Annotated in this window: 10 protein-coding genes; 7 read left to right on the forward strand and 3 right to left on the reverse strand. The window is 69.0% G+C overall.

The window, feature by feature from the left end:
- Positions 1-124: 124 nt before the first annotated feature.
- On the reverse strand, positions 125-577 hold the full coding sequence (locus tag F0U60_RS04935) for a CHRD domain-containing protein (protein WP_395814625.1): 453 nt from the start codon (positions 575-577) through the stop codon (positions 125-127).
- A 305-nt stretch (positions 578-882) separates the two neighbouring features.
- Between F0U60_RS04935 and F0U60_RS04940 the strand changes: the two genes are divergently transcribed.
- The 3 genes from F0U60_RS04940 to F0U60_RS04950 all read left to right on the forward strand — a co-directional run bounded on the left by F0U60_RS04940 (position 883) and on the right by F0U60_RS04950 (position 4834).
- Positions 883-2175, forward strand: a complete 1293-nt coding sequence (locus tag F0U60_RS04940; RefSeq protein WP_395814628.1) for a pyridoxal phosphate-dependent aminotransferase — start codon at positions 883-885, stop codon at positions 2173-2175.
- A 147-nt stretch (positions 2176-2322) separates the two neighbouring features.
- The gene (locus F0U60_RS04945; protein ID WP_395814631.1) at positions 2323-3609 is read left to right on the forward strand and encodes an NTP/NDP exchange transporter; all 1287 of its coding nucleotides are present in this window, start codon (positions 2323-2325) and stop codon (positions 3607-3609) included.
- 61 nt (positions 3610-3670) lie between these two features.
- On the forward strand, positions 3671-4834 hold the full coding sequence (locus tag F0U60_RS04950; RefSeq protein WP_395814634.1) for an SDR family oxidoreductase: 1164 nt from the start codon (positions 3671-3673) through the stop codon (positions 4832-4834).
- 182 nt (positions 4835-5016) lie between these two features.
- Here F0U60_RS04950 and F0U60_RS04955 read toward each other — a convergent pair whose 3' ends face one another.
- The gene (locus tag F0U60_RS04955; protein WP_395814638.1) at positions 5017-5364 is read right to left on the reverse strand and encodes a hypothetical protein; all 348 of its coding nucleotides are present in this window, start codon (positions 5362-5364) and stop codon (positions 5017-5019) included.
- A gap of 393 nt (positions 5365-5757) precedes the next feature.
- On the opposite strand from F0U60_RS04955, the gene F0U60_RS04960 reads away from it, so the two are divergent.
- Both F0U60_RS04960 and F0U60_RS04965 read left to right on the forward strand, forming a co-directional pair.
- The gene (locus tag F0U60_RS04960) at positions 5758-10176 is read left to right on the forward strand and encodes a DNA topoisomerase 3 (protein ID WP_395814641.1); all 4419 of its coding nucleotides are present in this window, start codon (positions 5758-5760) and stop codon (positions 10174-10176) included.
- 156 nt (positions 10177-10332) lie between these two features.
- The gene (locus F0U60_RS04965; protein WP_395814644.1) at positions 10333-10908 is read left to right on the forward strand and encodes a DUF2378 family protein; all 576 of its coding nucleotides are present in this window, start codon (positions 10333-10335) and stop codon (positions 10906-10908) included.
- A 12-nt stretch (positions 10909-10920) separates the two neighbouring features.
- On the opposite strand, the gene F0U60_RS04970 is transcribed toward F0U60_RS04965, so the two are convergent.
- Complete coding sequence (locus tag F0U60_RS04970) at positions 10921-12378, reverse strand: phospholipase D-like domain-containing protein (RefSeq protein ID WP_395814647.1); 1458 nt, start codon at positions 12376-12378, stop codon at positions 10921-10923.
- 113 nt (positions 12379-12491) lie between these two features.
- Here F0U60_RS04970 and F0U60_RS04975 point away from each other — a divergent pair, with 113 nt between their 5' ends.
- Both F0U60_RS04975 and F0U60_RS04980 read left to right on the forward strand, forming a co-directional pair.
- Positions 12492-13532, forward strand: a complete 1041-nt coding sequence (locus F0U60_RS04975) for a Rieske 2Fe-2S domain-containing protein (RefSeq protein WP_395814650.1) — start codon at positions 12492-12494, stop codon at positions 13530-13532.
- Positions 13533-13852: 320 nt separating this feature from the next.
- On the forward strand, positions 13853-14656 hold the full coding sequence (locus F0U60_RS04980; protein ID WP_395814653.1) for a M57 family metalloprotease: 804 nt from the start codon (positions 13853-13855) through the stop codon (positions 14654-14656).
- The last annotated feature ends 152 nt before the right edge of the window (positions 14657-14808 follow it).

The raw sequence follows: 14808 nt of genomic DNA on the forward strand, positions 1-14808 counted from the left end.
GGCCCTCATGGACCGGGCCGGGCGGGGCCCCATGTGGCACGAGCGGCGCTCGAGTGCCAGCACGATTGCCGGTGAGGAGGGGGGGCGGAGCCAGGACGAGGGCGGCTCCGCCCGGGTGCGTCCGTCAGTTGCCGATGATGGAGGCGAACTGGCCGCGGATTTCGCCTGTCTTGTGATTCTCGCTGTGGACGTTCACGTAGAAGCGCCCGGCCTTGAAGGCCTCCTTCTCGGCGTCGGTGAGCTTCTTGGTGCCACTGAAGTTCCCATCGCTGGTGACGGAGAGGTTGAAGACGATGCCGCCATTTTCACCCGGGGGCGCCTGGTGGACATGGGCCGAGCTGCCAGACTCCTCATGCAGGGGGCTCGACAGCCCGCTGAAGGTGCCACTGACGGAGAGCTCATCCCCGTCGAGCGTGGCGCTGGCCGTGCCGGAGGCGGACGTCGTCACAGGGGGAACCTCATTGGCACCCGAGAGCTGGGTGGTCGACACGTACGACTCTCCGCAGCCGACCAGCCCCAGCAGCCCGGCTCCGAGCAAGGTCAGCACTCCCCAGCGCTTCATGTCACGCGTGTGCATTGGTGTCTCCTGTCTGTTCGCCAGGACTCGTGGAGAACCCGGGGTGGGCCCTGGAGTCGCGGCGGTCGGGCAACGTGTCTAGAAGACTTCCGTGCCCTCATCGATTCGAGCTGCAAAGAAGTGCCCGGTAAAGGGCAGTTCGTGCTCCAGGCGTTGGCGGGCGCCCCAGGACAGGGGAGGGGAGGGGGTGTTCGGGCGCTGGGGAAGCAAGGGGAGCGGAAAATCCCACGGACCGCTTGGGCCCGGGCTTTCCGCCGCGTATATCGTTCGCCCGGACTCGTATCCGACCCTGGAGTAACGCCCCCATGGCTCTCGACCTCACTCCCCTGTTTGGCCCCCGCCGGGACGACACCGTTGGCACGATGGTGCGTGGTCTCGTTGGCAGCGAAATTCTCCGCATCGCGGCGGAGATCCGCGAGCTGGTGGCCCAGGGGAAACAGGTGTGCAACCTCACCGTGGGGGACTTCAGCCCCCGCGAGTTCCCCATCCCCTCTGGACTGGGCGAGGCCATTGCCTCGGCGTTGAAGGCGGGTGAGACGAACTACCCGCCCTCGGACGGCGTGCTGCAGCTTCGGCAGACGGTGCAGCGCTTCTACGAGCGCACGCTGGGCCTGAAGTATCCAATGGACGGTGTGCTCATCACGGGTGGAGCACGGCCGGTCATCTACGGCGTGTTCCGCGCGGTGATGGATCCAGGAGACACGGTCGTCTACCCGGTGCCCTCGTGGAACAACAACCACTATGCGCACATGGTGGGGGCGAAGCACGTGACGGTGGTGACGGACCCCGAGCACGGCTTCATGCCCACGGTGGAGCAACTTGCGCCGCACCTCTCGGAGGCGCGGCTGTTGTGCCTATGCAGCCCGCTCAACCCCACGGGCACGATGATCTCCCCCGAGGCCCTGCGGGACATCAGCCAGCGTGTGGTGGAGGAGAACCGCAAGCGCGAGTCGCAGGGGCGCAAGCCGCTCATCGTGATGTACGACCAGATTTACTGGACGCTCACGTTTGGGCAGACGAAGCACGTAACGCCGGTGGAGCTGGTGCCGGAGATGGCGCCGTACACGGTGTTCGTGGATGGCATCTCGAAGGCGTTCGCGGCCACGGGCGTGCGCGTGGGCTGGGCGGTGGGGGCGCCGTCCATCATCTCGCGGATGAAGGACGTGCTGGGACACGTGGGCGCGTGGGCTCCCAAGGCCGAGCAGGTGGCGGTGGCGCGCTTCATGGACGACGTGCCGGCGATGACGGCCTTCCTGGAGACGATGCGGCGGCGGGTGGACGAGCGGCTGGTGGCGCTGCACCAGGGCTTCGAGGCGATGCGGGCGGCGGGGTTGCCGGTGCGCTCCATCGCGCCGCAGGGTGCCATCTACCTGTCGGCGCAGTTCGACCTGGTTGGCAAGGCGGGGCTGCGGACGAATGACGACATCCGCAAGCTGCTGCTCGACAAGGCGGGCTTCGCGCTCGTGCCCTTCCAGGCGTTCGGCTTGAAGGACGAGACGGGTTGGTTCCGCCTGTCGGTGGGGGCGGTGTCGCTGGAGGAGATCCGCGCGGCGCTGCCGAGGGTGGAGGCGGTGTTGCGCGAGGCAACCGGCCGGTAGTCAGACGTACCCACCTGGGGGCTGGGGCGCTTCACGCGAAGTCACGGCGCGTCCTGGCTCCAGGTGCCCCGCTGGTGTGTCCCATCAGGCTTGGGAATAGTCCCGGTGTGTCGCGGTTGGTGGCGGCACGGACGGCGGCTTGCACCCATGCTCAAGAGATTTGTGAACGTGAAGGACGAGGAGGCGGGCCCGGTCCTGCTGTCCTTCGTCTACTTCTTCACGCTGATGTGCGGTTACGCCATCCTCAAGCCGCTGCGGGACGAGATGGCGACGGCGGGAGGTGTGAAGAATGTCCCGTGGCTCTTCACGGCGACGTTCGGGGTGATGTTGGTGGCGGTGCCGGCCTTCTCGGCGCTGGTGTCGCGCTGGCCGAGGCAGCGGGTGATTCCGCTCGTCTACCGCTTCTTCCTGCTCAACCTGCTGGCCTTCTTCGTGGTGCTGAAGCTGGGCGTAGGTCGCGATGGCGTAGCGCGCGCCTTCTTCGTCTGGGTGAGCGTCTACAACCTCTTCGTCGTCTCCGTGTTCTGGAGCTTCATGGCGGACCTGTTCGTGAGCGAGCAGGGCAAGCGCCTCTTCGGCTTCATCGCCGCGGGAGGGACGGCGGGGATGTTGGTGGGTCCCTTCCTGGTCAAACACCTGGCCGAGCCGCTGGGGGCCACGAACCTGATGCTCTTCACCGCGGTGCTGCTGGAGGGCAGCGCCCAGTGCGTGCGGCTGTTGTCGCGCCGGACGCCTGTCGTGCCGGCCCGGGCCGTCGTCGCCGAGGCCCCAGTGGGCGGTGGAGTCTTCGCTGGGTTGCGGCTGCTGTTCTCCTCACCCCTGCTGCTGGGGCTGGGGCTGCAGATGCTCCTCTACGCCTCCACCTCCACCTTCCTCTACAACCAGCAGGCTCACATCGTGGACAAGGTGGCTTCAGGCGCCAACGCGCGCGCGGCTGCCTTCGCCGATATCGACTTCTGGGTGCAGGTGCTCACGCTCGTGCTGCAGACGGTGGTGACGGGGCACCTCATCCCGCGCTTCGGCCTGGGCGTGGCGCTGGCGGTGGCACCGCTGCTCACCGCGCTCGGGTTTGTTGGGCTGGCGGCGGTGCCCACGCTGGGGATGCTCATCGGCTTCAAGTCGCTGCGCGGTGCCTCGCACTACGCCTTCGAGCGGCCCGGCCGCGAAATCCTCTTCACTGGCGTGGACCGCGAGACGAAGTACAAGTCCAAGGGCTTCATCGACACGGTGGTGTACCGGGGCAGCGACTCGGTGAGCGCCTGGATGTACTCGGGCCTCGACAAGCTGGGGCTGGGCACGTCGGGGCTGGCGCTGGCGGCGGTGCCCTTCGCGGGCCTGTGGCTCGCGGTGTCCCTGTGGCTCGCCCGGCATCAGCGCGCAGTCACGCCCGCTCAGGCTCCTCCGTTGGGGCCCACCGCCGACGCGACCCGCTGAGGCGCGCGGCATGTGACAGGGCGGTTCTTCATCCGTTCCACTCAAAGAGGGGGTAGTCCGCATGAAGCTGACGCGCAGAGGGGTGTTGCAGGGAGCGGCCGCGCTCGGTTCGCTCTGGGCCGTGGGGTGCTCCGCCACCCGGGAGCGAGGTGGGGCGGCCGGGGCTTCCACGCCACGCGGAGGAAGCAAGCGCATCCTCATCCTCGGAGGGACGGGGTTCCTCGGTCCCCAGCTGGTGGAGGCGGCGCGCGCACGCGGCCACACTGTCACCCTCTTCAACCGCGGCAAGACGCGGCCCCACCTCTTTCCGGATGTGGAGAAGCTGCACGGGGATAGGGATCCCAAGAATGGAGAGGGCCTGAAGGCGCTCGAGGGGCGGAGCTGGGATGCCGTCATCGACACCTCTGGGTATGTGCCCCGCATCGTGCGCGCCTCGGCGGAGCTGCTGGCGCCCAACGTGGGCCACTACGTCTTCATCTCCACCATCTCCGTCTACAAGGAGCTGCCCCGGCCAGGCATGGACGAGGACGCGCCGCTGGCCACCGTGGACGACCCCACCAACGAGAACGTCCGCGACAACTACGGCGCCCTCAAGGCGCTTTGCGAGAAGGCAGCCGAGGCGGTCTTCCCCGGGCGCACCACCAACATCCGCCCCGGCCTCATCGTGGGCCCGGATGACCCCACCCAGCGTTTCTCCTACTGGCCGGTGCGCGTGGCCCGAGGGGGCGAGGTGCTCGCACCCGGCGACGGCTCGGACCCAATCCAGTTCATCGACGTGCGCGACCTGGCTGAGTGGACCCTCCTCACCGTGGAGAACCGGGATGTGGGCATCTTCAACGCCACTGGCCCGGACAAGCCGCTCTCCATGAAGGGGCTGCTGGAGGCCTGCAAACAGGCCAGCCAGAGCGACGCCACCTTCACCTGGGCTGACGCCGCCTTCCTGGAGACGCAGAACGTGGCGGCGTGGACGGACATGCCAGTGTGGGTGACGCCTGGAGGAGAGCTGGCGGGGATGAGCGCCGTCAGCAACGCCCGGGCGATGGCGCGCGGGTTGAAGTTCCGCCCCACGGTGGACACGGCGCGCGACACGCTGGCCTGGTTCAACGGGCTGCCCCCGGAGCGGCAGGCGGAATTGCAGAAGCGGGCCGGCCTCTCCCCGGAGCGCGAGCGCGAGGTGCTCGCTGCCTGGCACAGGCAGCGGGCCGGGTCAGCCCAGGCGCGCTGAGGGCAAAAAAAATGAGGGATGCCTCGTTTGAAAGCGAGGCACCCCTCATCACTCCGACCTCGACCTCGTCTGCTCTCCCCCTCAGGCGAGCAGGAGTCGTTGGGTCGTCAGCTCTGGAGCCCCGCCCCCACGGGACTCCCAGACTGGCCCCCCGGTGCACCAGGGGGGCTGAAGCAAAAGTCCTACCAGCTGTAGATACCGCCCTCATCCACGACCCCGTCGAGGTCATGGCTGTGGGCCGACTCCACCCACGGGCGCCGGTTGGACCGGCCCGGGCTGAAGTCCTGACCTCTGGCGAGCACGATGGGGGCCACCGCCAGCCGCGGCGATAGCGGCCGAACCGATGCCAGGCACGTCACCCCCGTGACCACCTGGCGCAGCTCGACCATCACCGCGGCCTCTGTCAGCACCGCCAACTGGGTCCGTTTCGCCCCCGCGAAGGACGCCAGCAACGGTACTTCCAGTCGGTTACCCCCATCGCGCTCGGACTGCCCGGCTGTCCAGGACAACCGGGCCAGAGTCTTTGTCACCGCCGCATGCAACTCTCCCCCCGCATTCAGGATCCCTCCCGCCGTCCCCCCCCCGAAACCCTTCCCCTGGACCTGATGCCGCGACGCCTTCATCCCGTTCCTCTCCACCGTGAGCTGCATGGGCACCTCCCCCCGTGGCACGCCCGTGTGCGCGTTGGTGACAGGCGGGATATTGGCCAAAGTGCGCCCCGGAGTTTTCCGCTCCGACGCCAACCGCTTGCGTAAGCACGCCAACCCGGGAAACGAGCGCTTCCGGAGGGCAGGCGGCCGATCGGAGGTCATACTCCGTGTCTGCTTGCTTGCTCTTCAAGTGGACAGCCGTTCTGGCTGAACGGCCTTGCAGGTGGGAGGGGCAGGCGCGGTATGGAATCGGGTAGGACGCGATGAGGTGGGATGATGATGGGTGACGGAGGACGGGGCGTGTTGGCCGTGGTGGCGGAGAAGCCCGCCATGGCGCGCGACATCGCGCGGGCGCTGGGGGCTCGCGAGCAGGGCGAGGGGTGCTACCGCGGCAACGGCTACGTGGTGACGTGGGCGATTGGCCACCTGGTGGGGCTGGCGCAGCCGCACGAGATGAGGCCCGAGTGGAAGAGGTGGCAGCGGGAGCTGCTGCCCATGTTGCCCGGGGACTGGCCGCTGGTGGTGGAGGAGAAGACGGCGAGCCAGTTCAAGGTGGTGCGCCGGGTGATGACCGCGCCCGAGGTGGATACCGTGGTGTGCGCCACGGACGCCGGGCGCGAGGGCGAGCTCATCTTCCGCTACATCTACGAGGCCGCCGGGTGCCGCAAGCCGGTGAAGCGGCTGTGGGTGTCCTCGCTGACGGAGGGGGCCATCCGCGAGGGCTTCCGCTCGCTGAAGCCCGGGCGCGACTACGAGCCACTGGCGGACGCGGCGAAGGGGCGCAGCCGGGCGGACTGGCTGGTGGGGATGAACCTGTCGCGCCTGTACACGCTGGCGTGCGGGGACACGTTCTCGGTGGGGCGGGTGCAGACGCCCACGCTGGCGATGGTGGTGGAGCGCGAGCTGGCCATCCGCGACTTCGTCCCGAAGGACTATTTGGAGATTGTCGCCACCTTCGGCCCGGCGGGCCCCGAGGGTCCCCAGGGCAGCTACCAGGGCACCTGGTTCCGCCCCGCGGAGCCGGGCAAGGAGAAGGAGTGGGACGCGCGTGAGGCGCGGCGCCTACCCGCGGATGGCGAGGAGGCCAAGCGGGTCGTGGAGCGCGTGAAGACGGGACGCGCGGCCGTGGAGTCCGTCACCTCCGAGACGAAGCGCATGGCGGCGCCGCTGCTCTACGATTTGACGGAGCTGCAGCGCCACGCCAACCGCCTGTATGGCTTCAGCGCGCAGCGCACCCTGGAGTTGGCGCAGGCGCTGTACGAGAAGCACAAGCTGCTGAGCTATCCACGTACCTCCAGCCGGCACCTCTCCAAGCAGATAGCGGAGACGTTGCCGGAGGTGGTGCGCGCCATCCGCGGGCCCTGGGAGGCGTTGCTCGCCCCCGGCACGGGGCAGCGCCCGTTGGGACGCCGCTTCGTGGACGACGCGAAGGTGACGGACCACCACGCCATCATCCCCACGACGACGTCGCCGGAGGGCGCGCGGCTGTCCCCGGACGAGCGACACATCTATGAGCTCGTCTGTCGCCGGCTGCTGGCGGCGTGGCACGAGGACTTCGTCTGGTCGGTGACGACCGTCATCACCGCGGTGAGCGCGCAGGCCGCGAGCGGAGACGCGCCGCGGGTGGACCGCTTCCACAGCACGGGCACGATGGTGGAGCGCGAGGGCTGGAAGGTGCTGGACGTGGGGGGCGGGCAGCGGGCGCCGAAGCCGCGCGAGGCGGGGAAGAAGGGAAGTGAGGCCGAGGCGGAGGAGCCGGAGGACGAGCAGGAGCTGCCACCGGGGTTGGCGAAGGGGCAGGCGCGCGCGGTGCGGGAGGTGAAGCCCGTGACGAAGCGGACGCGGCCACCGCCCCGCTTGACGGACGCGAGCCTGCTGACGGCGATGGAGACAGCGGGGCGGACGCTGGACGACAAGGAGCTGGCGGACGCGATGCGGGAGTCGGGGCTGGGGACGCCAGCCACGCGTGCGGCCATCATCGAGACGCTGTTGGACCGGGGCTACCTGGTGCGGCGGGGCAAGTCGTTCGAGGCGACGGAGAAGGGAATCGGCCTCATCCGGGTGGTGCATCCGGACGTGAAGAGTCCAGCGATGACGGGGCAGTGGGAGGCGTGGCTGCAGCGCATCGAGCAGGGCAGCGGAGACCTGGACTCCTTCCTGAAGGGAATCGAGGCCTACGTCATCGAGGTGGTGGGGAAGGTTCCCCCGACGATCCCGATGCCAACAATCACCCCTCTCCCACCGGGAGAGGGACGGGGTGAGGGTACCAGGGGCCCCAGGTTGTCCCCGCGTCCATCCCCTCTCCCTCTGGGAGAGGGTCAGGGTGAGGGTCTGCTTAAAACGGAGCGCATCCGTACCCCCAACGAGCTGGCCACCGCCTCCAGCAGAAACACCGCGCGCCCCACGCTCACCCTCACAAGTCCGAACACCGTCCGGCCCGAGCGCAAGCCCCGGGCGCCCACGCCGCCCCACCAGTTGCGTGGACTGCTCCAGGAGGTGTTCGGCTTCCCGGACTTCCGGCCGTACCAAGAGGCGGTGTGCCGCGCGGCGACGGAGGGCAAGGACCTGCTGCTGGTGATGCCGACGGGAGCGGGCAAGTCGCTGTGCTACCAACTGCCGGGCCTCGCGCGCGCGGGGACGACGCTGGTCATCAGCCCGCTCATCGCGTTGATGGAGGACCAGGTGGCGCGGCTCCAGTCGCTCGGGCTGGCGGCGGAGCGCATTCATTCGGGGAGGGACCGCGCCACATCGCGCCAGGTGTGCGCGGAGTACCTCGAGGGCCGGCTGGACTTCCTCTTCATCGCACCCGAGCGGCTCGGGGTACCGGGCTTCGTGGAGCTGCTGGCCCGGCGCACGCCCGCGCTGGTGGCGGTGGACGAGGCCCACTGCATCTCCCAGTGGGGACACGACTTCCGCCCGGACTACCGGCTGCTCGGTGCTCGGTTGCCGATGCTGCGTCCCGCGCCCGTCGTCGCACTTACCGCCACGGCCACCCCGGACGTGCAGCGCGACATCGTCCAGCAGCTCGGGCTTCGGGGCTCGGCGAACACTCCCGCGCAGACCTTCATCCACGGCTTCCGGCGCACCAACATCGCCATCGAGGTGCGCGAGCTCAACCCGAGCCAGCGCTCCGAGGCCATCCGCGAGTTACTCGCTGACCCCGCGCACCGCCCGGCCATCGTCTACGCGGCCACGCGCAAGCACGCGGAGCGGTACGCGGAGGAGCTTGGCGCGGACTTCCGGACGGGCACCTACCACGCGGGCATGAGCGCCTCCGAACGAGACGAGGTGCAGTCGGCGTTCCTCGGAGGCCGGCTGGAGGTCATCGTGGCGACGACGGCCTTCGGCATGGGCATCGACAAGGCGGACGTGCGCACCGTGGTACACGCCGCGCTGCCGGCGAGCCTGGAGGGCTACTACCAGGAGCTGGGCCGCGCGGGCCGCGATGGGAAGCCCTCGCGCGCGGTGCTGCTGCACTCCTTCATCGACCGGCGCACGCACGAGTTCTTCCACCAGCGCGATTACCCCGAGCCCTCCGTGCTCGAGCGGCTCTTCCGCGCCACCCGCGAGGAGCCGGAGCCCAAGGAGTCACTCGCGGCCCGGGTGCGCATGGAGTCCGATGTCTTCGACAAGGCGCTCGAACAACTGTGGATTCACGGCGGCGTGGAGATGACTCCGGACGAGTCCGTGCGCCGCGGACGTCCGGGCTGGATGGCCGCGTACTCGGCGCAGCGCGAGCACAAGCAGTCCCAGCTCGAGCACATGGCCCGCTATGGCGAGTCGCACGGGTGTCGAATGCGGCACCTCGTGGCGCACTTTGGTGACGTGCAGGACACGGGCGCCGCCTGCGGCCTGTGCGACGTCTGCGCGCCCGAGTCCTGTGCCACCCTGCGCTTCGGTGAGCCTTCGTATGCGGAGGCCCAGGCGCTCGCGCGCATCCTCGGGGCACTGCATGAGCGCGATGCCCAGGCCACCGGACGGCTCCACCGCGAGCTGTTCGGCGAGTCCCTGCCACGCCGTGACTTCGAGCGGCTGCTTGGAGGACTCGTGCGCGCCGGGCTCGTGCGCCTGTCCGAGGACACCTTCGAGAAGGACGGCCAGAGCATCACCTTCCAACGCGTGGCGCTCACCGCCGAGGGCCGCCGGACGCGCGAGCCCGCTCCGGGTCAGGTGCAACTGCCGCTGCCTCCCGATGAGGCTCCCACGCGCAAGCGTCGCGGCTCTCGGGTGAAGGGCACTGCGGCAGGTGGCGGTCGCCGTACCTCGCGTCGCAAGCGGGCCCCTTCCTCGGGCTCCTCGGGTGGTAGGCGCAAGCGCTCGGCCTCCGCGCGGTCCGAGCCCGAGGTTGAGTACGACGACGAGGTCCAGACGGCGGTGGAGACGCCGCGGGCGCCTCGGGGCCGGGAGGCCTTGGCTCAGGCGTTGGAGCGCTCCAGGCGCAGCGGGGCGACGCTTGGGGTGAGCACGGCCTCACCTCAGCTCGCGGAGGCCCTGCGCGCTTGGCGTCTCGCCGAGGCCCGCCGTCGACGCGTGCCCGCCTTCCGCATCCTCACGGACAGGGTGCTCGGGGCCATTGCCACGGCTCGCCCCCGCGACGGCGCGGCGTTGCAGCGCATCCACGGCGTCGGTCCCAAGCTGGCCGAGCGCTACGGCGAGGCCATTCTCGCGCTCGTCGGCCGCGTGTCGCCCTGAGTCCCACAGCACCCCGCGTGTGAGCTCACCCGGAGGGAGAGTAGCGGAGACGTTCCCCAGTATGAGAAAGTGAGCATCCGTTCTCGGTGAGGGGAGCGCTTCGTGACCGGAGCGGCTTTCCTGTGGGGGGCGCCGATGAGGTGCCAAGGGAGCGTCATGCCGCCAGAGAAGCTGGTGTTTGCGACGGCCATTGAGGCGCTGTTCGTCCGGGAGCTGGGGGCGACGCTGACGCCCCTTGCCCGCAGATGGCTTCGGGAGGCCGGGTTGGACCTGGCGCATCCGCTCGACGTTTCCTACCCGTTGGAGCAGTGGAGGATGTTCGTCCGCGTCGGCGCCGAGGCGCTCTACCCGCACCTGCCTCCCTCTGAGGCGCATTGGTGGATGGGCATCCACTTCATGGAGGGCTACCTCCAGACGTCCATGGGCCGCGTGGTGGCGGAGCTGGCGCCGGTGCTCGGTCCGCGGCGGATGTTGGAGCGCATTGGGCGGGACTTGCGCGGCTTCAACAACTTCAGCGAGGTGCGGTTGGAGGACGCGCCTCGGCACGTGGAGCTGTGGGTGAACGACATCTTCGGCAACTACTCCTCTTTCGTGGCGGGGTTCATCCTCCGGGCGCAGCAGGTGGCGGGCGCGCGCAACGTGCACGTGGACGAGTGGTCCTCTGACGGCACGGCCTGCACCTTCCTCGTGCGCTGGAGGGAGGCCGTTGTCCCCCAGGTGGCCAACGGCTGAGGCGGCGCGGGCCTACAGGTACGGCGACATGAGCCGGGCCACGCCGTCGCGCAGGCGGATGGGCAGCGGCCGCTGGTTGAGCTCCTCCAGGGTGAGAAGCCGGGCCCGCGACACCCGCTCCTCAATGAGGGCGTCCAGGCGCGTGGCGAGCTCTGCGTCGTAGCACTCCACATCGAACTCGAAGTTGAGCCGCAGCGAGCGCGGATCCCAGTTGGCTGAGCCCACCAGCGACCACACGCCGTCCACCACCATCAGCTTGGTGTGGTCGAACGGCGGCGCGGTGAGGAAGACGCGGCAATGAGGGCGCATCACCTGCCACAGCTGCGCGGTGGCGGCCCACTGCACCACCGGGAGGTTGAGCTTCTGGGGCAACACGATGTCCACCCGCACGCCCCGCAGCGCCGCCACGTTCAGCGCGGTGATGAGCGCCGAGTCCGGAATGAAGTAGGGCGTGACGATGCGCACCGAGCTGCGCGCGCAGGCCAGTGCTCCCAGCAGCGTCCAGCGCAAGGTCTCGAAGTCCTCGTCCGGGCCGTCTGGAATCCCCCTCGCCACTACAGGCCCCACGGGCTCCAGCGGAGGGAACCACGCCTCCCCTTCCAGACGCTCCTTCGTGGTGAAGGCCCAGTCCTCGGCGAACGTCTCTTGCAGCTGCCCCACCACCGGACCTTCCACGCGGAAGTGCAGGTCTCTCGCGTCGCCGTGGCCGGGCAGGAAGTGCTCGCGGATGTTCATCCCCCCGGTGAAGCCCACCTTCCCGTCCACCACCAGCAGCTTGCGGTGGTTGCGCAGGTTCATGAAGGGCAGGCGCGCCGGCATCCACAACGTGGGGAGGAAGCGCGCCGCTCGCACCCCGGCACGGCGCAGACGGCCGGTGATGGGAGGCCAGTCATAGCGCGCGCCCAGTGCGTCGATGAGCACGCGCACCTGCACCCCTCGCTTCACCGCGCGCCCGAGCGCGTCCACGAAGCGCCTCCCCGCCTCGTCGTTGTCGAAGATGTAGCTGCACAGGGAGATGGAGGTGCGCGCCTCCTCGATGGCGTCCAGCATGGCTGGGTAGGCACCTGCGCCGGCCTCCAGCGGGAGGAGCCGGTTGCCTGGCAGCAGCGGCCGGTGATGAACCACCTCGTCCACCAGGCGGGCCAGCGGCGCCAGGTGGGTCGCAGGGGGGACCGCCGCCACCAACTGCTCGGGGGTGCACGCGGCCACGCTCGGCTTCGGGGGGAACTGGCCATGCTCCTGGCGCAGCGCCAGCGAGCGACCCCGGCGGCGGATGCGGTTGATGCCCAGCAGCAGGTACAGCACCACCCCTATCAGGGGAACCAGCCACACCAGACCCACCCACGCCACCGCCGCGCGCACATCCCGCTTGCGCAGTACCGCGTGTCCGGTGGCCAGCAGGTTGGCCACCACCGTGAACGCCGCCGCCACGTGGGGCCATATCGCCAGGAGCAGCGATTCCAGCGTCATCCAGCCTCCGCCCGGCCGGGCTTGGGGGCCGGGGCAGTGGGACAGTATGCGCATGCTCCCGGCCCTGCAGGAGGCTCTTCCTGAGCAGGCGTATACTTCTGCCCATGGAGCCCATGCCCGACGTCACCCGCTTCTTCCATCCCGTGCTCTCCGCTCGGAAGCTGCGCGACAAGCCCGTTCGCGTGGAGCTCGCCGGTCGGTCCTACGCCCTCTTCCGCGACGCCCAGGGTCGTCCCGCCGCGCTCGCTGACGCCTGCCCGCACCGCCTCGCACCGCTGTCCGCCGGCCGCGTCACGCGCGAGGGACAGCTCGAGTGCCCCTACCATGGCTGGCTCTTCGACGCCGACGGCCGCGGTCGCAGCCCCAGCCAGCCCGACCTCAAGAAGTGCGACACTCGCTCCTTCCAGGTGGTGGAGCGCTTCGGCTACCTGTGGCTCTCCGCGCGCGACACGCCCCTGTCCGCCTTCCCCGACTTCGTCCCGCAGGGCTACGACTTCAACGGCGCCTTCTCCATGCTCTTCCGCGCGCCGCTGCACGTGGCGCTCGACAACTTCAGCGAGGACGAGCACACCCCCTTCGTCCACACCCGCCTGGGGTGGAACCGCGCCCAGGCGAAGGACATCCAGTACGAGGCCCACAACTTCGAGGACCGCACCGAGGTGCTCTACCGCGCGCCCCAGCGGCCCTCGTACCTGATTCCCCTGCTGTTGCTGCGCAACGGCGACCTCTTCCAGAACCACTGGGTGACGCGCTTCGACCCCGTGCGCACCGACTACACCATCACCTGGACGAGCCCCACCGGCGAGCAGCGCCCCTTCACCAACCGCGCCGTCATCTTCTTCGTGCCGGAGACGGCGCACACCACGCGCCTGCACACCTTCTCCTTCGGCCTGCTCCACGACAAGCGCCTGCGCCCGTTGCTGCCGGTGGTGCGCCGGGCCTCGCTCGCCATGTCCTGGTACGAGATTCGTGACGACGCCCGCTTCATCCCCCTGGTGGCGCACACCCCCTACAGCATGAAGGGCATGCGCCTGGGCAAGTACGACAAGCCCCTCATCCACCACCGCAAGCTGCTCGAGCGCATCTACTTCGCCCAGGGCGACACGAGCGCCCCGCCCACTCCCCTCAAGGTGCCCGAGGCCGCCAACGGCTGAGTCCTGTGCTGCGGCTTGGTGCCTGGCCGTGTGCCTCATGGGAAGACAGCACGTGTCCGACTTCCGGACAGGGTGGTTGTTTGAGCATAAATATTTGAAACTCCGAATGTTGGAGCTGAAATATGTAAAGCTCCTTGGCAATCTTGCCGCGCCATGAGGATTGTGGGTGCTCCAACTGAACTCGGGTGAGGCCCACCAAGTCCTTGATATTCCAAGAGTGGAGCTTCCTGGCCCATGAGTTGCTCAGGGCAGGGGCGCGCGGTCGCGGCTGGTCCTCCAGGCGACCCGCCAACCCCCGTTGTCCCCCTAGAGGAAAGCCCATGCGTAAGGTCTCGATGGCGTTGCTGGCTGGTGTGGCGCTCGTTGGTTGCGGTGGTCCCGAGCTCGCTGAGCAGCAGCAGATTCCGACGTTCGAGGAGTTTCAGGCGCAGGCCATCAAGGATGAGGGCGACGTCTATGTCGTCAACGGCGACGAGGCCATCGAGGGCATCGAGGGTCTGAAGGCGTACTACGACAACTACGTGGCCAACGGTGACGTGGGCACCACCGAGGGCGGCCTGGCCGTGTACTACAGCGGTGGCCGCGACATTAAGTGGAGCACCACCCAGGCGCGCAACCTCACCTATTGCGTGAGCAGGACCTCGTTCGGCACGCGCTACAACACCGCCGTGACGGCGATGGCCAACGCGGCCGCGGCCTGGGAGGCCACCGCCAACGTCAACTTCGTGCACAGCAGCAGCTATGACTCCAGCTGCACCGCGTCCCAGTCCGCCGTCGTCTTCGACGTGCGCATGGTGAGCGGCGCGGGCTACACGGCGCGCGCGTTCTTCCCCAACTCCAGCCGCTCGGCCCGTAACGTCCTCATCGACAGCAGCGCCTTCGGCAACATGGGCGCCTGGACCCTCACGGGCGTGCTGCGCCACGAGCTGGGCCACGCGCTCGGCTTCCGTCACGAGCACACCCGCCTGCAGAGCACCGGCTGCTACGAGGACTCCGCGTGGCGCGGGCTGACGACCTACGACTCGTCCTCCGTCATGCACTACCCCCAGTGCAACGGCACCCAGACGGGCGACCTCGTGCTCACCAGCAAGGACAAGACCGGCGCCCGCGCCCTCTACCCGTAATCCGGCGGCCCAAGCCCGGGCCTCGTGAGTGAAGTCCGGGCCGGGGATGTGCGTTCTCACTTCTCGTGAGGGCTCTTCCCCGGCCCTTCGACACGTTTGTGGCCGATCTCGCTCCCGGTGAGTCTTCCCGGTGCGAGAGGCGTGTGCCCGCT

This window comes from Archangium minus (genome assembly GCF_044360475.1).
GTDB lineage: Bacteria > Myxococcota > Myxococcia > Myxococcales > Myxococcaceae > Archangium > Archangium minus.